This window comes from Paenibacillus tundrae, assembly GCF_036884255.1.
Lineage (GTDB): Bacteria > Bacillota > Bacilli > Paenibacillales > Paenibacillaceae > Paenibacillus.
Genome location: NZ_CP145605.1, coordinates 1,871,514 through 1,896,344 on the forward strand (window position 1 = coordinate 1,871,514; position 24,831 = coordinate 1,896,344).

22 protein-coding genes are annotated in these 24,831 nt (G+C 44.1%); 18 read left to right on the plus strand and 4 right to left on the minus strand.

The features are described 5' to 3' along the window. Positions 1–157: 157 nt before the first annotated feature. The 3 genes from V6W81_RS08365 (at position 158) to V6W81_RS08375 (ending at position 3,649) form a co-directional block, all read left to right on the plus strand. Positions 158–1,063 carry an ABC transporter permease gene (locus V6W81_RS08365; protein WP_186380926.1) on the plus strand — a complete coding sequence of 302 codons (906 nt, stop codon included), beginning with the start codon at positions 158–160 and terminating at the stop codon, positions 1,061–1,063. A gap of 30 nt (positions 1,064–1,093) precedes the next feature. After that, positions 1,094–1,993 carry a carbohydrate ABC transporter permease gene (locus tag V6W81_RS08370; RefSeq protein ID WP_338542620.1) on the plus strand — a complete coding sequence of 300 codons (900 nt, stop codon included), beginning with the start codon at positions 1,094–1,096 and terminating at the stop codon, positions 1,991–1,993. Between the two features lie 99 nt (positions 1,994–2,092). Then, positions 2,093–3,649 carry an ABC transporter substrate-binding protein gene (locus V6W81_RS08375; RefSeq protein WP_430701151.1) on the plus strand — a complete coding sequence of 519 codons (1,557 nt, stop codon included), beginning with the start codon at positions 2,093–2,095 and terminating at the stop codon, positions 3,647–3,649. A 111-nt stretch (positions 3,650–3,760) separates the two neighbouring features. Here V6W81_RS08375 and V6W81_RS08380 read toward each other — a convergent pair whose 3' ends face one another. Both V6W81_RS08380 and V6W81_RS08385 read right to left on the minus strand, forming a co-directional pair. Next, positions 3,761–4,909: an MGDG synthase family glycosyltransferase gene (locus tag V6W81_RS08380; RefSeq protein ID WP_338542622.1), complete on the minus strand. Its 1,149-nt coding sequence runs from the start codon at positions 4,907–4,909 to the stop codon at positions 3,761–3,763. A 50-nt stretch (positions 4,910–4,959) separates the two neighbouring features. Next, complete coding sequence (locus tag V6W81_RS08385; protein ID WP_056698698.1) at positions 4,960–5,487, minus strand: phosphatase PAP2 family protein; 528 nt, start codon at positions 5,485–5,487, stop codon at positions 4,960–4,962. Between the two features lie 887 nt (positions 5,488–6,374). Between V6W81_RS08385 and V6W81_RS08390 the strand changes: the two genes are divergently transcribed. The 9 genes from V6W81_RS08390 to V6W81_RS08430 all read left to right on the plus strand — a co-directional run bounded on the left by V6W81_RS08390 (position 6,375) and on the right by V6W81_RS08430 (position 15,088). Continuing rightward, positions 6,375–7,613 carry a glycosyltransferase family 2 protein gene (locus tag V6W81_RS08390; protein WP_307215541.1) on the plus strand — a complete coding sequence of 413 codons (1,239 nt, stop codon included), beginning with the start codon at positions 6,375–6,377 and terminating at the stop codon, positions 7,611–7,613. 330 nt (positions 7,614–7,943) lie between these two features. After that, complete coding sequence (gene infC, locus V6W81_RS08395; RefSeq protein ID WP_145048133.1) at positions 7,944–8,438, plus strand: translation initiation factor IF-3; 495 nt, start codon at positions 7,944–7,946, stop codon at positions 8,436–8,438. A 24-nt stretch (positions 8,439–8,462) separates the two neighbouring features. Further along, positions 8,463–8,666 carry a 50S ribosomal protein L35 gene (rpmI, locus tag V6W81_RS08400; RefSeq protein WP_017689665.1) on the plus strand — a complete coding sequence of 68 codons (204 nt, stop codon included), beginning with the start codon at positions 8,463–8,465 and terminating at the stop codon, positions 8,664–8,666. Between the two features lie 89 nt (positions 8,667–8,755). Beyond that, a complete protein-coding gene (gene rplT, locus V6W81_RS08405) occupies positions 8,756–9,115 on the plus strand; it encodes a 50S ribosomal protein L20 (protein ID WP_017689664.1) in 360 nt (119 codons plus the stop codon). Positions 9,116–9,669: 554 nt separating this feature from the next. Then, positions 9,670–10,710: a BMP family lipoprotein gene (locus V6W81_RS08410; RefSeq protein ID WP_338542633.1), complete on the plus strand. Its 1,041-nt coding sequence runs from the start codon at positions 9,670–9,672 to the stop codon at positions 10,708–10,710. A gap of 233 nt (positions 10,711–10,943) precedes the next feature. After that, positions 10,944–12,482 (plus strand): ABC transporter ATP-binding protein, encoded by a 1,539-nt coding sequence (locus V6W81_RS08415; RefSeq protein ID WP_056698682.1) that lies wholly within the window; start codon positions 10,944–10,946, stop codon positions 12,480–12,482. Further along, on the plus strand, positions 12,475–13,554 hold the full coding sequence (locus V6W81_RS08420) for an ABC transporter permease (protein ID WP_145047995.1): 1,080 nt from the start codon (positions 12,475–12,477) through the stop codon (positions 13,552–13,554). Before V6W81_RS08415 ends, V6W81_RS08420 begins: the two co-directional genes overlap by 8 nt. Next, entirely contained in the window at positions 13,555–14,517 is a 963-nt protein-coding gene (locus V6W81_RS08425) for an ABC transporter permease (protein ID WP_128101057.1), read from the plus strand. A gap of 208 nt (positions 14,518–14,725) precedes the next feature. Continuing rightward, positions 14,726–15,088 carry a hypothetical protein gene (locus tag V6W81_RS08430; RefSeq protein ID WP_338542634.1) on the plus strand — a complete coding sequence of 121 codons (363 nt, stop codon included), beginning with the start codon at positions 14,726–14,728 and terminating at the stop codon, positions 15,086–15,088. A 13-nt stretch (positions 15,089–15,101) separates the two neighbouring features. Here V6W81_RS08430 and V6W81_RS08435 read toward each other — a convergent pair whose 3' ends face one another. Beyond that, positions 15,102–15,557, minus strand: coding sequence for a GNAT family N-acetyltransferase (locus V6W81_RS08435; protein ID WP_145047993.1), 456 nt, complete (start codon positions 15,555–15,557; stop codon positions 15,102–15,104). Between the two features lie 598 nt (positions 15,558–16,155). Between V6W81_RS08435 and ilvB the strand changes: the two genes are divergently transcribed. The 4 genes from ilvB (at position 16,156) to V6W81_RS08455 (ending at position 21,339) form a co-directional block, all read left to right on the plus strand. After that, a complete protein-coding gene (gene ilvB, locus V6W81_RS08440; protein WP_056698665.1) occupies positions 16,156–17,907 on the plus strand; it encodes a biosynthetic-type acetolactate synthase large subunit in 1,752 nt (583 codons plus the stop codon). Continuing rightward, entirely contained in the window at positions 17,904–18,386 is a 483-nt protein-coding gene (gene ilvN, locus V6W81_RS08445; protein WP_128101061.1) for an acetolactate synthase small subunit, read from the plus strand. The genes ilvB and ilvN overlap by 4 nt, the downstream gene beginning before the upstream one ends. Before the next feature lie 235 nt (positions 18,387–18,621). Continuing rightward, positions 18,622–19,614 (plus strand): ketol-acid reductoisomerase, encoded by a 993-nt coding sequence (ilvC, locus tag V6W81_RS08450; protein WP_145047992.1) that lies wholly within the window; start codon positions 18,622–18,624, stop codon positions 19,612–19,614. Between the two features lie 183 nt (positions 19,615–19,797). Further along, a complete protein-coding gene (locus V6W81_RS08455) occupies positions 19,798–21,339 on the plus strand; it encodes a 2-isopropylmalate synthase (protein WP_338542637.1) in 1,542 nt (513 codons plus the stop codon). A 226-nt stretch (positions 21,340–21,565) separates the two neighbouring features. Here the strand turns inward: V6W81_RS08455 and V6W81_RS08460 are convergent, their stop codons facing one another. Beyond that, positions 21,566–22,546, minus strand: coding sequence for an aldo/keto reductase (locus tag V6W81_RS08460; protein WP_145047990.1), 981 nt, complete (start codon positions 22,544–22,546; stop codon positions 21,566–21,568). A gap of 234 nt (positions 22,547–22,780) precedes the next feature. Here V6W81_RS08460 and leuB point away from each other — a divergent pair, with 234 nt between their 5' ends. Next, positions 22,781–23,866, plus strand: a complete 1,086-nt coding sequence (leuB, locus tag V6W81_RS08465) for a 3-isopropylmalate dehydrogenase (RefSeq protein WP_056698648.1) — start codon at positions 22,781–22,783, stop codon at positions 23,864–23,866. Positions 23,867–24,217: 351 nt separating this feature from the next. Further along, entirely contained in the window at positions 24,218–24,757 is a 540-nt protein-coding gene (locus V6W81_RS08470) for a peroxiredoxin (RefSeq protein WP_128101064.1), read from the plus strand. Positions 24,758–24,831 lie beyond the last annotated feature (74 nt).

Consider the following 24,831-nt stretch of genomic DNA (forward strand, 5'->3'; position numbering starts at 1 on the left):
TTTCACTGTTCGTTCGAATTGTTCATATTCACATTAGCAAGATCGTTCATTTTCCGGACAGATGATTCAGTATTCAAGAGCGACAGGGGCACCTACAATAAAAACCAGAGCTCCACAGCGCACCAGCGCCGTCAAGAAATTCGGGAGGGATCGAGCCATGCTCAAAGAATTGAACAAAAACAAAATGATGTTTCTCATGCTGCTGCCTACACTGATCTTTTTTCTGATTAACTCGTATTTTCCGATGGTCGGCATCTACTACGCGTTTACGAGGTATGATTTTGAAGGTGGTTTGTTTGGTAGCCCGTTTGTAGGATTGGAGAACTTCAAGTTTCTTTGGCAATCAGGAATGCTCCTGAAGCTGACCACCAATACCGTGGGTTACAATCTAGCCTTCATTATATTGGGGAACGGACTCGCTATCTTTTGTGCAATCATGTTAAGTGAGATCAGAGGGAAAGTGTTCAAAAAAGTGACCCAATCCGTTATGTTTCTACCGTATTTCATTTCATTCGTACTATTAAGTGTAATCGCTTACAACATGTTTAACTATGAATCGGGGTTTGTGAATACGGTGCTGAAGCGCTTCGAGGCAGGGCCGGTTGATATCTATAATACGCCGTGGATCTGGGTGTTCCTGATCATCATCTTCTATCTATGGAAGAACCTCGGATACAGCATGGTCATCTATTTGGCTGCCATTACAGGCATTAGCGATGAATACTATGAGGCGGCTCGGATAGATGGAGCGAATATCTTTCAACGTATCTGGTATATTACGGTTCCGATGTTGAAACCAACGTTTGTTATTCTGCTGCTCTTCTCATTAGGAAGTATTATGAAGGGGCAATTTGATCTCTTTTACCAACTTATTGGAAACAACGGGGTGCTGTATAATGCCACCGATATTATTGATACCTACGTATACCGCTCGTTGAAGGTGACTTTCGATATTGGCATGGCGACGGCTGCTGGCCTCTATCAATCCCTGTTCGGCTTTATTCTCATCATGACTGTCAATTACATCATCCGCAAAGTGAATGAGGATTACGCATTGTTCTAGAACGCCCAATAGGCAGAAGGGAGACCAACTATGCATACTCGTGCCAGAGATTCGGAATTTACGATGCTCTTTCAAGTGATCGCGTACACTTTTATCTTGTTTCTTTCCATCATCTGTTTGGTGCCATTTCTACTCATTCTGTCTGGTTCATTCAGCAGTAATGAATCCATCGTGAGGGATGGATACCATCTGTTTCCCACTGATTTTTCCCTGGAAGGTTACAAAATGGTATTCAAATTCCCTACACAAGTACTCAAAGCCTATGGTGTCACTGTGTTTACGACCGTTGTAGGAACTGCGCTTGGACTGTTCTTCATCACCATGGCGGGGTTTGTATTACAACGCAAAGACTTTAAATACCGGAATACATTCTCCTTCTTCATCTACTTTACGACCTTATTCGGTGGAGGACTTGTACCTTGGTACATCATGCTGGCGAATTACTTTAACTTGACCGATACGTACACCGTATTGATCTTCCCAGGGCTCATGACACCATTTCTCATCATTTTAATGAAAAATTTCATTCGATCCGCTGTTCCTGACGAGCTCATTGAGTTTGCCAAAATTGATGGGGCGAATGACTTCCGCATTTACTTCAGTGTTGTATTGAATTTGGCGATGCCCGGCATTGCCACAGTCGGACTTTTCCTCGCACTCGGATACTGGAATGATTGGTTTACATCATCGCTCTTTATTAACAATCCGGATATGTATCAATTGCAATTCTATCTATACAACACGATGAACACGATTACGTTTATAGATCAGATGGCGATTGGAACAGGGATTACACTGAGTCAGGATGTGCCCACTGAATCAACCAAGATGGCGATGGCGATTATCGTGACTGGACCGATCTTGTTCCTATATCCATTCGTTCAACGTTATTTCGTTAGAGGTCTGACGATTGGTGCGGTTAAAGGTTAGAACGCGAAACCGATATGGCTTCAGGGAGGTTGCAGTCCGAACTTTCCTATACCACATCGGATCTGCGCTAACATATACGTTTCAACACAAAAAGGGAGGATGCATATGCGAAACAAAACATTTCTTCGGCACCTGTCTCTAATCATTGCCTTGATGATGTTTGCTGGGGTGCTGGCCGCATGTAACACCGGTTCGGGGGAATCGACACAAGGTAGTGCAGAGGGAGGCTCTTCAACTTCCAAAGGAGACAAAGTAACCCTGCAATTCTACATGCTTGGTGATGCACCTAAAGACCTACCGACCATTGAATCAGAGATTAATAAATTGGCTGAGGCTGATCTGAACGTTAACGTCAAATTCAATTACACCTCCTGGACAGACTGGGATCAAAAATATAAATTGCTGCTCTCCTCGGGGCAACCGATAGACCTTATCTTTACGGCCGATTGGACATTCTACCAGTCCTATGCCAAAAAAGGTGCGTTCCTAGCGCTGGATGAAATGCTGCCTAAGGTTGCACCGACTCTGCAAGCGCATGTACCAGAGGATATGTGGAATGCAGTCAAAATCAATGAAAAAATCTATACTGTTCCTTCCACATGGATTGAATATGTAACCGAAGGTATTGCTTACCGTGAGGATTTGCGTGAGAAGTATAATTTGCCTAAGCCTGAATCCATGGAGACGCTTGAAGCATACCTTGAGGGGATCAAAGCGAATGAACCTGATATGATACCGATCGCAGACAGCAATGCGAATCATACCCATGGCATTCGTCAATTGAACTCTAAACTCGTAAATACAGCAGGTCAGTTACCTTACGGTCTGGACATCATGTATGAGTCACCTTCCAATGTTGCGTCCTATTGGGGTTCAGCACAGCACCTGGAAGATCTGAAGACTTATAAACGCTGGATGGACAAAGGATTTTTCCCGAAAAACGTACTGAATGTGAAGGACACCTCCAATTCACTACTGCAAAATGGCAAAGCAGCTGTGATTCTCTCTGGAGAGAATCCGAACAAATTCAATGCCGACGTGATCAAGATCCAGTCAACGCATCCAGATTGGAAGTTGGGTTATTTCCCATACCCGAATGCGAAAGGGTTTGCACAACCGGTTCATCCGATTCATAACGGTTTTGCGATTCCACGCAGCAGTAAAAATCCGGAACGCGCATTGGCGTTCTATGAGAAGCTCGTTACGGATAAACGATACAACTGGCTTACTGAGTATGGCGTAGAGGGTAAAAACTTTGAAGTTCAGGATGGTTACTACAAAATGATTGGCGATGCTCAGACCAATGGCTTCCCGCGCGAGGGTATGAACGGCTGGGCATGGCGGAATCCAGAATTCATGCTGTACGACAAATCATTTGACGATGTGCTGACCATGTTCGAGGAACTCGACAAAATTAAGAAGCCAGATATTTTCACTGGATTTGCAGAGGACTGGACACCGTATCAGGCTGAAAAGGCAGCACTGGAGCAAGTGGAGAAACAGTATCTTTATCCGCTTAACGTAGGTCTGGTAGCCGATGTCGAGACAGGACTGAACACATTTATGGAGAAGGCGAAGCAAGCGGGACTTGAAAAAATTCAAAGTGAATACACCAAGCAATGGCAAGAATATCTGAAATCGGCTGGGATTCAATGATTAAGTCTTTGATATGGGAATCGTTGGCTCTGCTCCTTTAAACTGATACAAGAAAGGGTACCTTCATAACGAAGATACCCTTTTTCGTATAGATATGAGTTGTCAGAAGCTTTAAACGCTAGAATGATCGGATGGATAAGAACGGATTTCTAATAGATCAATGATGCTCTGCGCACTCTGTGTTGGATGATACTTGGCAATCTGAGCCAAATGGCGTTTACGTTTTCGGACAATATCCGGGTATTTATGTAACAGCCGATTCATCCAGTTCACTACAACATCTAGGGAAGTGATCGCTTCTCCAAGGCCTCTAGAAGTAAAATAATGAACGTTCTCTTCTTCCTGACCTGGAATCGGATTATGAAATAACATCGGAATACCCTTGGCAAGACCCTCACTGCATGTCATACCACCAGGCTTGGTGATGAGCAGATCGGAAACCTCCATTAGTTTGTCTACCTCGTTAGTGTACCCGATGATATGAATGTTTTCTTTTTGATATATAGGATTCTGTTCCATGCTGATTCTTACTTTGTCATTCCGCCCCAAGCAGAAAATGAGCTGAATATCCTTGTGCCAACGGGTAAGCATCTGATTCACAACTTCATCACTGAGCATTCCCCAACCACCACCCATGACTAAAACGGTAGGCATATTTTTCAAATTGAACTTGCTCCGGATCTCTTCACGTCCGGGGTGCTCCCAAAAGTTAGGGTGAACCGGTATGCCTGTTACTCGAATTTTGTCTACAGATACACCTCTCAGCATCAGTTTGGACTTTACCTCATCTGTAGAGACGAGGTATAAGTCCACCTCAGGGCTGATCCAGGTACCATGAGCATCATAATCGGTAATTACAGTACACAGTGGCACTTGCACGCCCAATCGCTTCAACCTGGATATCACAGCACTTGGGATGGGATGTGTACAAACGATGACATTTGGACGAAGCTGACGAACAATACTGCGTGTATGAGTATAGAACAGCTTATGCAGCGCCAAAGTAGTCAATCGATTTAGAGACTTTTTATATTGATGTTTGTATACATAGCCGACTAGCTTGGGTTGGTTGGTAACGGTTTTTTTATATGCGGTAATAATCAATGGTGCAACCCGGGGGTTAAGGAAGCTTCCGAGTTCAAGGACTTTGGTCTGCACATCGGTAGAAAGTTTGCGCAAACTGCTAGATAGGGCGTAAGCCGCTTGAGTGTGTCCTGCACCAAAACCTTCTGATAATAGTAATACTCGTTTTTTCTCCACGCTTGATTCACCTGTTCCTGCTAGGTTTTCCTTCGTCTAACATATCGACTTTAAGTCCAGAATGCAACTGTCGCGAGTGCGACCAAAGTACCGATTGTAGCACCAGCAAGGACATCAGAAGGATAATGCAACCCCAAGTATATTCGGGAGAATCCGACAACAAGCGCTACAGGCAGTAATACGCTCAGAAGAAATGGATCCATCGTCATAAATGGCACGGTAACCGAAAAGATCGCGGTGGTGTGTCCAGATGGGAATGAATGATCCGTCAAAGGATTACGAAACGTAATCGTGTCTGGTAATGCAAGATAAGGCCGTATACGAGGATACAGCTTCTTGGCGATAGCCACGGGAATATGGCTAACTGCTAGAGCTACACAGGCTTGAAGTCCTGTTGTATTCCATGGAGCCGGTGCGAGCAACCATATCAACAGTGAAATGGCGATGGATGATGTCGCCCCGCCCAGATGGGTGAAGTAATAGAGCCAAAAATTCATAAAACGATTATGAAGTCGACCATTAATCCACATAAACACATTTCGATCATACTCTTGAAACTTAACAAATAAACGGCTCATATTGGCCTCCTGCCAGTCAGGCCGCCCCAGAACGTGTCTCATAACTTGCTGAAGTACATCTTTGACCGCCTTTTCCTCTCTGCTGCGTCACTTCCCTTGACGTGCCTCGGCACGCCAGCGGAAAACTTCCTAACTTGGAACGGAAATTCGGCAAAATCTGCTTCCTTCAGAATTTTCAGACACGCCCTAATCGGCGGCAGTATTTCCGGGTAAGTTCTGGTTCCGGTTTTTTGTCCTGATTACTATATAACCGTTTTTTAAGAAGCGTAGGTTATTTCAGGGATATGTTTATCATATTTTTAAATGTTGTCCTTTTCAAGAAGAAGACATGTGAAGAAAGTAAAATTCATGTTAAAGAGTGGATGAAAACCCAACTTAACATTTTGACTTGGACGAGCCAAAAAAGATACAATGATTCAATGCTGCTGAAATGAGGTAAGGAATTGTGTGATTTATATTAAACTTTTGTTGAACTTTTTGGGCTCGGTTTGCGTTATTTAGATATGTAGACTCTGGAGCTATATAGGTATCCAAGAAAAAAAGCAGGGACTATAGAAATAAAAAACAAGCAAACGGCTGAAAATAAGACATAACTGGCATGAATGCAAGTGTACAGTATCGCGGAGTGCCAATTTAGCGTTTAATGTTCACATTTCTGCTTCAGGAAGTGAAATTGCGGTTTTGACAAATGGCTAAAAAGAATCCAAAATCGATAAAGCAGCCAATTAGGTTCTAGCCAAGTTTGAAACATTGTTCAAAGCACTCACGTAGTACTCAAAAGAACAGGGTCATATTCTGCACAACAAAAAAAATAAAGATGCAGAAGCAGGAAGAGAAACGTTTGTAAGTTAGTAAAGGGTTTGAATAAAAGGGGGTAACAGAGAACGATGTTGGACGCTATATTCGTCACGCTGCAGGTGCTACTTGCACTGCTAGCTGTGTACCAATTCACGTTTTCGCTGTTCGGTCTGTATAAGAAAAAGAAAAAGAAAAATTATCCAGCGACAAAGTCATTTGCTGTACTGGTCGCTGCGCACAATGAGGAACAGGTCATTGGTGCATTGATGGAAAACTTGAAAGAACTTGATTATCCAGAAGATCTGTACGATGTATTTGTTATCTGTGACAACTGTACAGATGGAACAGCTCAAATTGTTAGAGACCATGGATTGAACGCATGTGTTCGTACGAATGCGGATCTCAGAGGTAAAGGGTATGCCATTGAATGGATGCTCAAATATCTGTGGAAATTGCCACGTCAGTACGATGCAGTTGTTATGTTTGACGCGGATAACCTGGTAGATCGTAACTTTTTGCTTGAGATGAATAACGACCTTTGTAATGGAGCGCGCGTGATCCAAGGTTACATTGATACGAAGAATCCAGAAGATTCTTGGATTACAGCAGCTTATGGTGTATCGTACTGGTACATTAACCGTCTGTGGCAGTTGTCTCGTTACAACCTGAACATGGCGAATTTCCTTGGAGGTACAGGGATGTGCTTCGAGACTAATTTGCTGAAGGAAATTGGTTGGGGTGCAACGAGCTTGGTAGAGGATCTAGAGTTTACGATGCGTAGTGTGCAACGTAATGTCTACCCGGTCTTCAACTATGACGCTAAGGTGTTTGATGAGAAACCGTTGACGTTCAAAGCTTCAGCTAGACAACGTCTTCGTTGGATGCAAGGTCACTTTACTGTTGCGCGGAGATATTTCTTCCCGTTGCTGTGGCAAAGTATCAAAGAAAGAAGCTTGGTCAAATTCGATCTTGCTGTATATGGTGCCAACGTATACGTAGTATTGCTAACCTTCTTGCTGACAGCGGTAATGTGGGTAGATACAGCGGTGTTTAATGGCCCGAATATCGCCAATGTGTATGGGTACTTCCCGTTATGGGTAGGATTTGTAGCAATCGGTTTGAACATTTTGACGTTCTTGCTGTCAATGGCGCTGGAGAAGGTTACTTTTGCCAAAGTATATCTATACCTGGTGTTGTTCCCAATCTACCTGCTCTCTTGGTACCCAATTACGTTCTATGCGTTCTTTACGCAGAACAACAAACAATGGAGCCACACTCAACATACACGTGTTGTACGTTTGGATGAGGTACAGAGCAAGCAAGGGTAATGCAGATAGATCTTATACTTGAGTAGTTAGTGAGCGGGTTTACAATGGCTTAAAATTAAAGTTGTAAAGTTGTTGACAATGACTACGTCAGGTGGTATAGTATTCAAGTGCGTTAAACAAATAGTGATATGGAATCACAAGAAGAAGTCCGACTTCTCACCTGACCAACAATTGTTGGCTGGTCAACGATCCCAATAATTTATGAAGTTTTATACTCATGAAGAATTGTGTTGATTACAGGGATGTCGGTAGCTTAACCGGCATCCCTTTTAATTTTGTATTACAGTATTGAAAATGACCTGGAGGTGGACGGTTATTAGTAAAGATCACATGATTAATGATGAGATTCGGGCGAAAGAAGTACGCCTTGTCGGAGCTGAAGGAGAACAAATTGGGATCAAGCCGATTCGTGAAGCACTACAAATGGCGATTGATCTGAACTTGGATCTGGTCAATGTGGCACCACAGGCTAAACCGCCGGTGTGTCGCATCATGGACTATGGCAAATTCCGCTATGAGCAACAAAAGAAAGACAAAGAAGCCCGTAAGAACCAGAAAATTGTTGACATTAAAGAAGTATGGTTCCGTTCCAATATTGAGGAGCATGATTATCAAACGAAGCTTCGTAATGTAGTTAAGTTTTTGAAAGAGGGCGACAAAGTGAAATGTTCTGTTCGTTATCGCGGACGTGAAATTGCACATGCCGCCATTGGTCAGCGGATTTTGGAGCGCGTTAAGGTGGAAGTTGAAGAACTTTGCACTATTGAGCGTCAACCAAAATTGGAAGGCCGCAGTATGATCATGATTCTGGCTCCAAAAGCCTGATAACATTGAAGGAGGAAACACAAAATGCCTAAAATGAAAACACACAGCAGTTTGAAAGGACGCTTCAAAATTACCGGTTCCGGTAAAGTCCTTCGTTACAAAGCTCACAAAAACCACTTGCTTTCCCACAAATCAAAACGTGCTAAGCGCGTTCTGAATGGTAACCCAGTTATGGCTGCAGGTGACGTAAGACGTTTGAAACAAGGTTTGGCTAACCTCAAAGGCTAATTCAGTACAATACATTCCGTATGGGGGATCGGCTACGGCCGTACACATACCACGGATACATTTAATATTTATTTGGGAGGTTCTTTAATATGGCAAGAGTCAAAGGCGGTTTTGTAGTACGTCGTCGTCATAAAAAGGTTTTGAAACTGGCAAGAGGTTATTTCGGTTCCAAACACCGCATTTTTAAAACAGCTAACGAGCAAGTAATGAAATCCCTGGTATACGCATACCGTGACCGTCGCAACACGAAACGTAACTTCCGCAGACTGTGGATCGTTCGTATCAATGCTGCAGCACGTATGAATGGTTTGTCTTACAACAAACTGATCCATGGTTTGAAACTTGCTGGTGTAGATATGAACCGCAAAATGTTGGCTGATCTGGCCGTTAACGACATCAATGCGTTCAACTCTTTGGCTACTGTAGCTAAAGGTAAAATCAACGCCTAAATTATATTTATACAAGCCGCCGTACCTATGGCGGCTTTTTTCACGCCAGATTCTGCGTGAAGAATATACAACTGTCAGGAAGGGCACACTGAAAATGGCAGTAAAGGATATAAGAGCATTATGGTAGTACATAAAACCCGAATCGTTAAATAGTGCAAATAAAAATGACTTATTATTAGTTGATGACCCTCAATATGGAATATATTTGTTATATAACATCACATCGTTGTAACGTTAGCGTGTTAAACTGCTAAATTTTTAAGCGCTTTCAACAATAAAAGTGCAAAAATAAGTGGTTTTTGGTTATGAAACATCTAGATTTTAACACTGGTTAAATGTATAATCACCTCTAGTAGGCAAGTCCTAAACTTTTCTCTCTAGTCATAATGTTCGGTTTTTCGACAGATGATCCGGTAAAGTTAAGGGTGGAATGTGTTTGTTATGTCGAATTAGGCATACATTCCACAACCAAACCGTGCTTGGCATCTGTTCTTCCGATTTATTTTGGCCTAGGTAGAAATTAGGTATATATCATTAAGGGGGAACTAAAGAAAATGAAGAAGATGCTCAGCTTGTCTTTGGTCATGTTGCTGGCAGTATCCGTAATGCTCGCAGGTTGCGGAAGCAAACCAAAAGAAGAAACAAATGCCGGAGGAACTACGGGTGGCGAAGCTACTGAAGCGAAATCCGATTTGAAAATTGGTATGGTAACTGACGTAGGTGGAGTTAACGATAAGTCCTTTAACCAATCCGCTTGGGAAGCTCTGCAAGCAACTGAAACTGAAACAGGTGTAGCTGTTAAATACCTGCAAAGTAAATCCGATGAAGAGTACATTCCTAACTTGAACGAATTCGTTAAAGGTGGATATGACCTGACTTGGGGTATTGGTTTCCAATTGGCTGACGCAATCAAAACCGTTGCTGACCAAAACCCAGAATCCAAACTCGCGATCATTGACAGCGTAGTGGATTCTCCGAATGTTAAGTCTGTAACTTTTGCTGAAGAAGAAGGATCTTTCTTGGTTGGTGTTGTTGCAGGTCTGACAACGAAAACAAACAAAATTGGTTTTGTAGGCGGTATGGAAAGCCCACTGATCAAAAAGTTTGAAGTAGGATTCAGAGAAGGCGTTAAAGCAGTTAACCCTGACGCTCAATTCATTTCTAACTACACAGGTGCATTTGATAAACCTGACCTTGGTAAAGCAGCAGCAGCTACACTTTACAACGAAGGCGTAGACATCATTTTCCACGCTTCTGGCGCAACTGGTAACGGTGTGTTTAACGAAGCAAGCGCTCGTAAGAAACAAGGTCAAGAAGTATGGGTTATCGGTGTTGATAAAGACCAATCTCTTGAGTTTGGTGATGAAGTCACGTTGACTTCCATGATCAAAAAAGTTGACGAAGCGGTTAAACGCGTAAACCAAGAAGTTGTTGATGGTACATTCGCTGGTGGTTCTGAGAACCTGACACTGAAAGAAAACGGTGTAGGCATCGCAGATACTTCTACTGCTAACGTTCCTGCTGATGTACTTGCTAAAGTTGACGAGTACAAAGAAAAAATCATCAACGGCGAAATCAAAGTACCTACTGAGTAATTGATTTCAAGCCTGAATAAATGAATAGTCATCGAGGCCGGTCTTGACCGGCCTTATGATTGTCATGAGACATGTAGTTATATCTAAGTATCATCTGTCCACACGCTCAGTGAAGTAAGTTTATTAAGTAAGAAATCGCAGTTTGAATGGCAGCTATTATTCCTAAATTAACGTCGTTAGACGTTTTTCTTACGTTTGTGGAACCACACTATATCAGGTATAAGGGTGATTACATGGGTGCAGCAACCCCCGTCGTTGAGTTAAAACAAATCACGAAGCGTTTTCCAGGCATTGTTGCCAACGACGCCATCAGCCTTCAGCTTCGTAAAGGCGAGATTCATGCTCTACTGGGCGAAAACGGCGCTGGTAAATCAACATTAATGAATATTGTATTTGGTCTCTATCAGCCGGATGAAGGTTCCATTGAGGTGAATGGCAAGCCGGTTATCATCGATAGCCCGAATAAGGCCATCGATCTGGGAATCGGTATGGTGCATCAGCACTTTAAGCTCGTACAGCCGTTCACGGTAACAGAGAACATTATTTTGGGATCTGAGCCAACAAAAGGTCTCAACATTAATTATAAAAAAGCTGCTGCAGAAGTGCAGCGCCTATCTGAGCAATATGGCTTGAAAGTAAATCCACATGCCAAAATACATGATATTTCGGTCGGAATGCAGCAACGGGTAGAAATTGTGAAAACATTGTACCGTGGTGCCGATATTCTGATTTTTGACGAGCCTACGGCTGTCTTGACGCCTCAAGAGATCAAAGAATTAATGATCATCATGAAAAAGCTCGTAGCTGAAGGTAAGTCCATTATTTTGATCACGCACAAGCTGAAAGAAATTATGGAAATCTCCGATACCGTAACGATTATTCGTCGTGGTAAAGTCATCGATTCAGTGAAGACTGCGGAGACCAATCCGAATGAACTCGCTGAGAAAATGGTCGGGCGTAATGTCACATTCAAAGTGGATAAGAAGCCGGCTACACCGGGTGCTAACATCTTAGAAGTTAGCCAGTTGACGGCTAGAAACAAAGAGGACATGCCTGTTCTTAATAAACTGAACCTCAATGTGCGTGCAGGAGAGATTGTCGGTATCGCTGGGGTAGATGGTAATGGACAGAGTGAGTTAATTGAAGCACTTACGGGGCTGCGCAAAATAGAGAGTGGCTCAATTCGCCTACAAGGCAAGGAGCTTGCTAATCTTTCTCCACGACGCATCTCGGAATCAGGAGTAGCTCATATTCCTGAGGATCGGCACAAACATGGACTTGTTCTTGATTTTTCAGTCAGCGAGAATATCGTACTGGAATCGTATTATAAATCGCCATACACACGTAGAGGCTTCTTGAACTTCGATGCGATTAAAAAGCAAGCGAAGCGACTTGTCGAGGCTTTTGACGTGCGTACACCGAGTATTGAGACTAAAGCACGTTCCCTGTCTGGAGGGAATCAACAAAAGGCCATTATTGCCCGTGAGGTTGATAAAAACCCAGAACTGCTGATTGCTGCTCAGCCTACTCGTGGTTTGGATGTAGGGGCGATTGAGTTTGTACAGAAGCAGTTGATTGCACAGCGTGATCAGGGGAAAGCAGTGCTGCTGATTTCTTTCGAATTGGACGAAATTATTAATGTCTCCGATCGTATTGCTGTTATTTATGAGGGAGAGATCGTAGGCGAGGTGCTGCCAGAAGAAACCAATGATAGGGAGCTCGGCTTGATGATGGCGGGCAGCACCCAAAAGAGAGGTACAGTGCATGAATAACGTATTAAAATGGTTTACCCGTGATTCATTTATTTTACCTGTTGTAGCGATTATTATGGGTCTGATCCTGGGCGGTATCGTAATGTTGATTGGTGGATATAACCCAGTTGAGGCTTATGGTGCATTGTTCAAAAAGGTGTTTGGAGACATGTATAACTTCGGTGAAGCTGTGCGTGAAATGACTCCGCTCATTATGACTGGACTTGCCTTTGCCTTCGCATCACGTGCTGGTTTGTTTAATATCGGGGGAGAAGGACAATTCCTCGTTGGTATGACAGCAGCAACGTTTGTAGGTGTGAAATTCACAGGACTACCGATCTTCATTCATGCTCCACTGGCTCTGATCGCAGGTGCCGTATTTGGTGGACTGTGGGCAGCTATTGCAGGTTATTTGAAAGCGAAGCGTGGCGTAAATGAAGTTATCAGTAGTATCATGTTGAACTGGATTGGTCTGTATCTGGCCAACTTGATTGTGCGTCAGTTCTTGCTGCAACCAGGGGAGAACCGCTCACAAAATATCGGTGAATCAGCTTCCATCAGTATCGCGTGGTTGTCTGAATTAATGGGTAACTCTCGTGTACACATGGGGACGATAATCGCCATTGTTCTGGCTGTGCTCTTCTACATTTACATGTGGAAAACGAAACAAGGATATGAAATTCGTGCTGTAGGATACAACCCGAATGCAGCTGAATATGCAGGTATGCATGTCAACCGTAACATTGTCAAAGCAATGTTCATTAGTGGTATGCTTGCTGGTTTAGGTGGCGCATTCCAAGTGCTAGGTGTATTCCAATACCAAACTGTTATGTCCGGTTCACCGGGAACAGGTTTTGATGGAATCGCGGTTGCTTTGATCGGTTTGAATCACCCATTTGGTGTGCTTCTAGGTGCGTTGCTGTTCGGTACGCTCACTTACGGTTCTGCGGGAATGAGTTTTGCCGCGGATGTACCACCCGAGATTATTCGGATTGTTATCGGTTCGATTATCTTCTTCATTGCGGCACAAGGCATCGTGCGCTGGGTACTTAAACCGTTCTATTCCAAGCGCAAGAAAGAGAAGGTGTTGTAGATGGACTTGTTGACAATCGGGCAAATTATCAATACGACGCTTGTCTTTGCCACGGCATTGATTTTTGCATCCTTGGGCGGTATTTTCTCAGAGAAATCCGGTGTAACAAACCTGGGTCTTGAAGGTTTCATGGTATTCGGAGCGTTTGCAGCGGGGATTGGTGCGCACTATGCTCAAGAAGCAGGTATGGATGGAACAACATCAGCTTGGATGGGTGTTCTCCTTGCCATTGTACTTGGCGTAGTTGTATCGCTTATTCATGCGGTTGCTTCAATCACGTTTAAGGCCGACCAAATTATTAGTGGTATCGTAATTAACTTTTTGGCGGCAGGTAGCACACTGTATTTGGTAAAATTGTTGTTCGAAGGTTCAGGGGATTCCCCGCTCGTACAAGGATTTAGCAAATTCAATGTGCCGCTGTTACAAGATATTCCTTTGCTTGGAGAAGCTCTGTTCAAGAACGTATACCCAACGACTTACCTGGCGATTGCATTTGTATTTGTGACGTATTACATCATGTACAAAACACCATTTGGTCTGCGTCTCCGTTCGGTAGGGGAACATCCAAGTGCTGCAGATACAGTAGGTGTTAAGGTATTAAGATATCGTTATGTTGGCGTAATGATCAGTGGTGCGCTCGCAGCAATTGGTGGAGCTGCCATTACACTAACGACAACAGGAACATTCTCACATAACACAGTTTCTGGACAAGGCTTTATCGCAATTGCGGCAATGATCTTTGGTAAGTGGAACCCGATTGGTGCGTTCATCGCAGCGTTGTTCTTCGGATTCTCACAAGCGATTCGGAACTATGTGCAATTGTTTGATTGGTCTCAAAGTATTCCCCAGGAAATTATTTTCATGTTGCCTTATCTACTCACGATCATTGTGCTTGTTGTAGCCGTTGGGCGTTCTTCTGCTCCGTCTGCACTCGGAGAGGCATACGATCCAGGGAAAAGGTAAAGAAATACAATGTGTCAAACAACTTCAAATGGCATTGGAAGAAAAAGATCCGCTTTGTGCGGGTCTTTTTTTTTCTGTAACAGAACATATTCTCCAATACTCTAGGTTTAGGCTTTGAACCCATATTTCCTGGTAGGGACAAAGAAACAGGCGAAGTGAGTGATGGACGAATACACTGTTCTGAACGATGCGAGGAGGAGGGAAAAGTATGAAACAACATGTTACGCGTCATGCGGCGATGAAACTCATAGGCAAAAATATTGTTGCCGTTAAAAAGGATGGTACCCGAGTTACTGGTAAGCTGTTGAAAGTGTCGGGAAATAAATTGGTTTTGAAGCGACTGGATGGGAAAAAGGTACGTACAAAGGCGATTCTGCCACTTGTTTTATTTGATCTGCTCGCCATCGCGACTTTACCTTATGCTTACGGGCCAGGCCCAGGTTTCGGAGGCGGTTATGGTCCTGGGTACGGCCCTGGCTACGGACCAGGCCCGAAACCGGGTCCAGGATACGGACCAGGTTCTGGATTTGGACCATATGGACCAGGACCACGTCCACCAGGTTTCTTTTAAGAACTACACATTTTTAGTGTAATCCAATTCTTTTTTCCATTTCATAACAGCGGCTAATCATAATATAGCGAATCGTGCTATAGCCATTTTTTTGATAAAATTGTAGACCTTTGATGTTTCCTTCATCGACCATAACCTTGGATCTTTTGCAGCCTCTTGATGCAGCGAATTGCTCGGCTTTGAGTAACAAGCTCTGTCCGTAGCGTTTTCGCTGCTCTTTCGTGGTAACAGCCATCATATCTACGTATAGAAGTTCACCATGCATAAGAAAATGGATGAATGCGACCGCTTCTTGGTCAGGCTCCGATGAGACAACAAAGGTCATGCCCCTGTTCATTCGCAGGGGTATTTCTTTGCGAATTTTATTGATTTCACTTTCACTCATATGAGAAAGGGGAACAAGTTGAGAATCAATCAGTCTCATAATGGCAGTGTCATCCAGCTTAGATTTACGTTGCCGAATTACCATAGGGAGCCTCCTCTCTTAACCAGTCATGCTGCTTGTGTATCCTATGCCTGGAGTAAGATAAAAGGTGACTGAATGAGAGTAGTAGGTTTGGGTTACATTAGTCATTGAAGATGAAAAGTGAATGCGTTTAAAATTTTTATCAAAAACAGGTATTGACTTATCGCTCAGTAGAATCATATAATGTTCCTAACATTTAACGAGAATATTTCATCGGCTATGAAGAGGACGAAGTTTTAAGGGCTCTTTTGCTCAGAGAGTGGCTGGATCTGCTGAAACCACCACCATTATCCCTTATATACGAGCTCACCTCGGAGCTGTTTTCCTGAAAAGCATTGGATGTCACTCCAACTGGTTATTAGGGAAAATCGTATGTCTGCGTTACAGACAACAGGTATAGATAACGGATATGTCCGTTAGGACTATTGTTTTTTGTACCTGGTAAGGTCCGTTATTGCGAAATTTCGGACAAAGTTGGGTGGTACCACGGAAGCGACAACCTTTCGTCCCTCGCAAGCATGAACTTGTTTGCAGGGGATGGAAGGTTTTTTTTGTAACTTCTAATGTCAGAATGGTGTGAATTTCGAGAGGAGGATGACTAATGGGTGCTCAAATTCCAGAAGTACGGTCAACAGATGAATTACGTGAAAAATGGATGAAGCCGGAGGTCATTAGCGGTTCCGAGATTTTGCTGAGAAGCTTGTTGCTGGAAGGTGTAGATTGTGTCTTCGGTTACCCTGGGGGTGCAGTACTTTATATCTATGACGCAATGTATGGTTTCGAGGATTTCAAGCATGTATTAACTCGTCACGAACAAGGTGCCATTCATGCGGCTGACGGATATGCACGTGCGAGTGGTAAGGTAGGCGTATGTATCGCCACTTCCGGACCAGGAGCAACCAATCTGGTTACTGGAATCGCGACAGCGTATATGGACTCCGTTCCTCTCGTTGTGATTACAGGTAACGTTGTCTCCAGCCTGATCGGCTCGGATGCTTTCCAAGAAGCAGACATCACGGGTATTACAATGCCAATTACGAAACACAGTTACTTGGTAAAAGATGTTAAGGATCTACCACGTGTCATTCACGAGGCATTCCACATCGCTAATACAGGTCGTAAAGGCCCGGTTCTGATCGACATTCCGAAAGATGTATCTGCTAACAAAACATTGTTCGAGCCAAGTACTGAGCCAGTTGTGCTTAGAGGGTATAATCCTCGTACTGTACCGAACAAACTGCAAGTTGATCGCTTGGCACAAGCCATTCAAGAGGCAGAGCGTCCAATGATTCTCGCAGGTGGTGGCGTTGTTTACTCTGGTGGACACGAAGCACTCTTCGAATTCGTTGAGAAGACAGGTATTCCGATTACAACAACTTTGCTTGGCTTAGGCGCATTCCCAAGTGGACACGAATTGTGGACAGGGATGCCAGGTATGCATGGCACGTATACTTCGAATCTGGCTATTCAACAATCAGATTTGTTAATCAATATCGGAGCGCGTTTCGATGACCGGGTAACGGGTAAACTGGACGGTTTTGCGCCACACGCCAAAATTGTACACATCGATATCGATCCAGCCGAAATTGGTAAAAACATTGCAACGGATATTCCAATTGTTGGTGATGTGAAGACCGTGCTGGAAATTGCGAATAAAGAAGTGCAGCGTGCCGAGCGTGCCGATGCATGGAGAGATCAGATCAAGCAATGGAAACAAGAGAAGCCTTACAGCTATACTGATTCCGATGAAGAATTGAAACCGCAATGGGTTGTAGAGTTGTTAAACGATACAACGAAAGGCGAGGCAATTGTAACGACGGATGTTGGACAGCACCAGATGTGGGCAGCTCAATATTACAAATTCAATCAGCCGCGTTCTTGGGTAACTTCAGGTGGTTTGGGAACAATGGGCTTCGGATTCCCTTCAGCAATCGGTGCTCAAATGGCGAATCCAGACAGACTGGTTATCTCCATTAACGGTGATGGTGGTATGCAGATGTGTTCTCAAGAGCTTGCAATCTGTGCAATTAACAACATTCCAGTGAAAATTGTTATTATTAACAACCAAGTACTGGGAATGGTACGTCAGTGGCAAGAAATCATCTATGAGAATCGCTATAGTCACATTGATTTGGCGGGCAGCCCTGATTTTGTTAAATTGGCAGAAGCCTACGGTGTTAAAGGTTTGCGCGCTACGAACAAGGAAGAAGCGGAGCGAGCTTGGCAAGAAGCACTGGACACACCGGGACCAGTCGTTGTAGAGTTTGTTGTACGTAAGGAAGAAAACGTATATCCAATGGTTCCACAAGGAGCGACAATCGATCAAATGCTGATGGGGGATGCTGAGAAATGATTAGACATACAATTTCGATTTTGGTCAACGATCAGCCGGGCGTCCTTCAGCGGGTATCGGGTTTGTTCGGTCGACGCGGTTACAACATTGAGAGTATTACGGTGGGTCAATCGGAAGAGCCGGGTTTGTCCCGGATGGTCATTGTCACCATCGGTGATGATAAAACATTGGAACAAATTGAGAAACAATTGTACAAAATCATTGATGTCATCAAAGTTGTCGATTTCAGTTTGAAACCTATGGTTGCTCGTGAGCTTGCATTAATTAAGGTAAAAGCAGAACCTTCCGAACGACCGGAGATTATGGGTGTTGTTGAGACCTTTAGAGCAGCTGTTGTCGATATCGGACCTGGTAGCCTGATGGTACAGGTTGTAGGAGATACGGACAAAATTGATGCTATGATAGAGTTACTCAAACCATACGGTATTCGCGAACTCTCTCGCACAGGTGTAACGGCATTGGTAAGAGGAAACGCATAAATCATTATGAATTTTTTTTGAAAATGTAGAGCAACACGAAATTTGGCACTGCCTGCAATTTAACATTTTAGTGATGTAACGCTTGAAAAGAGAAATACACACCCGCATTAACGAGCGGGTGTCTGAACGGATCGCAGCAGACCAACCCCCGTTAAATCAACTTAACGTGTCGGTCCCTTGAGACACCCGCTCATTAATGAAGGGTTCTTTACAATACAAAGGAGGACTTATAAACATGCCAGTAACTACTTATTATGAACAGGATGCAGAGCTTAGCGTATTGAAAGGAAAAACGATTGCCGTAATTGGTTACGGTAGCCAGGGCCATGCCCAAGCTCAAAACTTGCGTGATAGCGGATTGAACGTAGTCATCGGACTTCGTGAAGGTAAATCCTTCGATTCTGCAAAAAATGATGGATTTGAAGTTCTTTCCCCGGCTGAAGCAACTAGCCGTGCTGATGTCGTTCAAATCTTGTTGCCGGATGAAACGCAAGCTTCTGTTTACAAAAACGAAATCGAACCAAACCTCAAAGAAGGCGCTGCATTGCTCTTCTCCCACGGTTTCAACGTTCATTTCGGTCAAATCGTTGCTCCAAAAAACAGCGATGTATTGCTGGTAGCTCCTAAGTCCCCTGGCCACATGGTACGTCGTACTTATGTAGAAGGATTCGGTGTACCTGGTCTGATCGCAATTGAGCAAGATGCAACAGGTAATGCAAAAGCCATCGGTTTGGCTTATGCAAAAGGTATCGGTTGTACACGCGCAGGCGTTATCGAAACTTCCTTCCGTGAAGAAACAGAAACTGACCTGTTCGGTGAGCAAGCGGTTCTGTGTGGTGGTGTAAGTGCCCTCGTAAAAGCTGGATTCGAAACGTTGACAGAAGCAGGTTATGCTCCTGAAATGGCATATTTCGAGTGTCTGCACGAGTTGAAATTGATCGTTGACATGATGTATGAAGGTGGACTTGCAAGTATGCGTGATTCCATCAGTAATACAGCAGAATACGGTGACTATGTAACTGGACCTCGCGTTGTAACTGAAGATACGAAAAAAGCAATGAAAGAAGTACTGACGGATATCCAACAAGGTAAATTCGCACGCGACTTCATCTTGGAGAACCAATCCGGACGCGCATTCTTGACAGCAACTCGTCGCAATGAAGCTGAACACCCAATCGAAGTGGTTGGCGGACAATTGCGTGAGATGATGCACTGGATCAAGAAATAAGCATCTCGTTTAAGGAATTATAGCAATTCACAGTTTCAACTGGAGATAGCGGCCGTGCTTATGCGTGAGCCGCTATTACTGGTTTAAAGAGGTAAGAGGTAGGTAATTGTTGTCGTCTATGAAGGACGGTAATGAAATGAACCTCATTGCCTGAATAATAATCAAGTCAAGGAGGTGCGAAGCGTGCGTAAAATCTATGTATTTGACACAACGCTGCGTGATGGAGAACAATCTCCGGGAGTTAACCTAAACACTCGTGAAAAGGTAGAGATTGCACACCAGCTGGAACGGCTTGGTATTGACCGGATGGAAGCAGGTTTTCCAGCGGCTTCTCCAGGGGATCTGGCAGCAGTGAATGCGGTAGCCAAAGCGGTGAAAAATATTACAGTAATTGGCCTTTCTCGTTCGAGAGAACAAGATATTGATGCTGTAAAAGAAGCGCTGAAAGGTGCACAGGATCCGTGTATTCACGTCTTCTTGGCGACGTCACCGATTCACCGTCAACATAAACTGCGTATGGACAAAGCGCAGGTGCTTGATACGGCTCGTTCTGCAATTCGTTATGCGAAGAAAACGTTCTCTAAAATCGAATTCTCTCTGGAGGATGCAGGGCGTACAGAGTACGATTTCCTTGTAGAAATGGTGAATATGGCAGTTGAGGAAGGCGCATCCGTTGTTAATATTCCAGATACAGTCGGTTATCTGAGCCCTTATGAGTACGGTAACATTTTCAAACATCTCAAAGAGAATGTACATGGGATTGAAAAAGTACAGCTAAGTGCTCATTGCCACAATGACCTGGGAATGGCTGCAGCCAATACGCTTGCTGCGATCCTGAATGGTGCTGACCAGATTGAAGGAACAATTAACGGAATCGGTGAACGTGCGGGCAATACAGCAATCGAAGAGATTGCGATGGCACTGGAGACTCGACAAGAGTTTTTCCAAGCCAAAACATCACTTCAACTGTCTGAAATTGCACGGACTAGTCGTCTCGTGAGCCGCTTGACGGGTATGGTTGTGCCTGGAAATAAAGCGATTGTTGGTGCTAATGCATTCGCACATGAATCCGGAATCCACCAGGATGGCATGTTGAAAGAGAAAACTACGTATGAGATTATGACACCAGAGACCATTGGTCTCAAGGAAAGTAAACTTGTACTGGGTAAACATTCCGGACGTCATGCATTCCGTGAACGTTTGATCGAGCTAGGCTATGAGTTGGAGGAAGAAGCGCTGAATCGCGCATTTGGCCAATTCAAAGATCTGGCAGATAAGAAAAAAGAAGTTACGGATGAAGATCTACTGGCTCTGATTGAAGAGAAATTGCAGGATGCACCTGAGGTGTATAAACTGGAATCCATCTTTGTAACATACGGGGATGAATCTGTTCCGACAGCGAAAGTTCGCATCACAACCCTCGACGGTAAGACGATCGAACAGCAGGCTGAAGGAAATGGATCTGTGGATGCGATCTACAATGCTATTGACCTGGTTAGTGGGGAAGAGGTAACTTTATCCGATTATTCGATCAAATCCGTTACACATGGTAAGGATGCATTGGGTGAAGTTCATGTTGTTCTTACCCAAAATGAAGTGTCTGTACAGGGACGTGGGGTAAGCACTGACATTTTGGGTGCAAGTGCGCGTGCCTATGTCGATGGTGTGAACCAATTGATCGAGAAACGAAAAACATACACGAACCGAGTAAATGTGAATCTGTAATATATTTGTGCAGCCAGCATTGAGTAAAATCGCTATGAAATGTATGGGCGGCTAAAGTGCAGTCACAGAGAATCATAAGTTGGTGAAACCAGAAAAGTCTGACCTCCTTACTGTTACAAGGGTCAGACTTTTTGGCTATCCTATAATTCTATCTCACATCATAAATAAGATGGTACAACTGCTGGTTCATTCAGGTATGAAGTACGATATCAGTTTCATTCAGATATTACCACGCATAAGCGTTCGGGGCATGTCCACCAGGGCCTGGGAAAATCTCATCTAAGCGCTTAAGAACTTCCTCATCTAACGTAACTTCCAGACATTTGAGCGAAGTCTCAAACTGCTCTAGTGTACGTGGGCCGATAATAGGTGCTGTAACTGCTGGATTCGCAGCTACCCAAGCAAGGGCTACTGTATCTTGTGGCTCACCAAGTTCACGACACAACGCCGCAAATTGCTCAAGTTGGGATTGCTGACGTTCGATCCGTTCAGAGATTCCGCCACTACGCGTTCCTTCAAGCTTCTGGAGAGCGTTACGTCCGAGCAATCCACCATCCAGCGGACTCCATGGAATGACCCCTAAGCCTAATTCTTTAGCGGCTGGAAGAACCTCGAGCTCAGGTAAACGACAATTGAGGCTATACTTATGCTGTTCAGAAACGAGACCAAGGAAATGGCGGTTTTTAGCTTCACTCTGTGCAATGGCAATCTGCCAAGCCGCAAAGTTACTTGAACCTACATAGCCAATTTTCCCCTGATGCACGGCGTTCTCAAACGCATGCCATAGCTCGTCCCAGGTAACAACAGGATCAACATGGTGCATTTGATACAGTTCAATGTGATCTGTTTGCAGGCGGCGCAGGGAACCTTCCAGATGACGTCTAATTTTATATGCGGATAGCCCAGCCTCATTGTTGGGACCATCGTTCTCATCATGCATGGAGCCGTAGACTTTGGTTGCAAGTACAACCTTCTCACGTCTGCCGCCACCTTGGCTGAACCAACGGCCAATAATCTCTTCTGTCAGACCCGAATTCTCACGCCAGCCATAAATGTTAGCGGTATCAAAAAAATTCACTCCTGCATCCAGCGCGGCATCCATAATGCGAAAGGCTTCTTTCTCGTCTGTGATGGGTCCAAAATTCATGGTACCGAGACAAATGCGACTAACCTTGAGACCGGATTTACCCAAATACGAATATTGCATGGTGAATATCCCTCCTGCGTACCTGATTTGAATTCAGCTATATTTTACCTTATGGAGAGAAGCGGAACAACTTATATACGTTAAGATTGGACTGCTTATAGGTAAAATCTATTAAAGTCATAGATTGTATATCTTGGTCAAATGACCTCAAAATATGATACAAAAGAGAGAGTTAATATGAGAGCGTTACTTCGTGAATAGTTATAATGAATCGATACAAGGAGTGGACAACCCATGGCAGAAGTGAAAAAAATTGCAGTCATTGCTGGAGATGGAATCGGACCAGAAGTCGTAGCTGAGGCTGAAAAAGTACTTAAACGCACAGAGGAAGTATTCGGTTATCGTTTTGAAACAGAACATGCTTTATTTGGCGGAATTGCCATTGATGAGAAGGGTACACCGCTTCCTGAAGAAACGTTGACGGTATGTAAAAGTGCTGACGCAGTACTGCTTGGAGCTGTAGGCGGTCCTAAATGGGATAATAATAGCAAGGAGTTGCGTCCTGAAACGGGTCTGCTTGGTATTCGTAAAGCACTTGGGCTTTTCTCCAATCTACGCCCGGCAGTTGTATTTGATTGCTTGAAAGACGCATCTACACTGAAACCGGAAGTGCTGGAAGGTACGGATCTCATGGTTGTACGGGAGCTGACTGGCGGAATTTATTTCGGCGAGAAATTCAGACGTGAAGGCTCACAAGGGGAAGAAGCTGTAGACACTTGCGTATATAATGTAACGGAAGTGGAGCGCATCGTTCGTCAAGCATTCGAAATTGCTCAAGGCCGTCGCAAAAAACTCGCTTCCGTAGACAAAGCGAACGTACTGGAAACATCCCGCCTCTGGCGTGAGGTCGTTAACCGGGTAGCACCGGATTATCCGGACGTTGAAGTGGAACATGTACTTGTTGACAACTGTGCAATGCAGTTGCTCCGTCGCCCAGCTAGCTTTGACGTGATTGTAACGGAAAATATGTTTGGCGATATTTTGAGTGATGAAGCAGCAATGCTGACAGGCTCGATCGGTATGCTCGCATCTGCATCTCTTGGAGAAGGCAGCTTTGGTCTGTATGAACCGGTACACGGTTCTGCACCGGATATTGCGGGTCAAGGTTTGGCGAATCCAATTGCAACGATTCTATCACTTGCTCTGATGTTCCGTACAACCTTTGGATATGCTGAAGGAGCAGACGCGATTGAAGCAGCTGTATCGAATGTGCTGAACGCAGGACATCGTACTAGCGATATTGCTGTAGATAAGAGCACAGCGATCAGTACAACGGAGATGGGCGACTTGATCGTCGCAGCGATCCAGAAACAGGCGTAATTATACGAGCAACATGACAGCCCTTTGTCTTCTATTATGGAAGATACAGAGGGCTGTTCCTTTATGACGTTGTTCAAAAGGTTCACTTTTGATTACGAAGGATGCCTGACGGCGTTCGTACTTATTGAACACGCTCATTGAGATTTTGGCACGAAAAATCCTTATTTATAATAATTATAAAAAAATAACGTTTATAATCTTGACTTTGAGAAGTCCGGATGATAACATTTTACTTGTACTTGTTATCAAGTATCAAATTCATTTAATGACAGGAGAGACGCTTGCGTTTCTACCTGATGATGAGCAATCCATATGGATGCTTACATAATCCCAAAGGAGGAATTTTTAGTTATGGCAGAACGTTTGGTTGGTAGACCAGCACCAGATTTCGCAATGGAAACAGTATCAGGAGACGGACAAGATTTCGGTTCCGTGAAGCTGTCCGATTACCGTGGCAAATGGCTCGTATTCTTCTTTTATCCTTTGGACTTCACATTTGTGTGCCCAACTGAAATTACAGCTTTGAGCGTTGCTGCAGAGCAATTCAAAGCTTTGGATACTGAAATCCTCGGCGTGAGCGTGGACTCTGTACACAGCCACAAAGCTTGGATCAACACACCTGTAGACAGCAATGGTCTGGGTCAATTGAACTTCCCGCTCGCTTCTGATATCACGAAGCAAGTGGCTAAAGATTACGGCGTTCTGATCGAAGAAGAAGGCGTTGCATTGCGCGGCTTGTTCATCATCGATCCAGAAGGCGAATTGAAATACCAAGTAGTTAACCACAATGATGTAGGCCGTAGTGTTGAAGAAACACTTCGTGTACTGCAAGCACTGCAATCCGGCGGATTGTGTGCAATGAACTGGAAACCAGGCGACAACAACCTGTAAGCCAGAATTAACTTGAACGCATCAGGTTCAAGCCCTCATCCCACACGGGATTGAGGGCTTTTTGCACCCTTTTT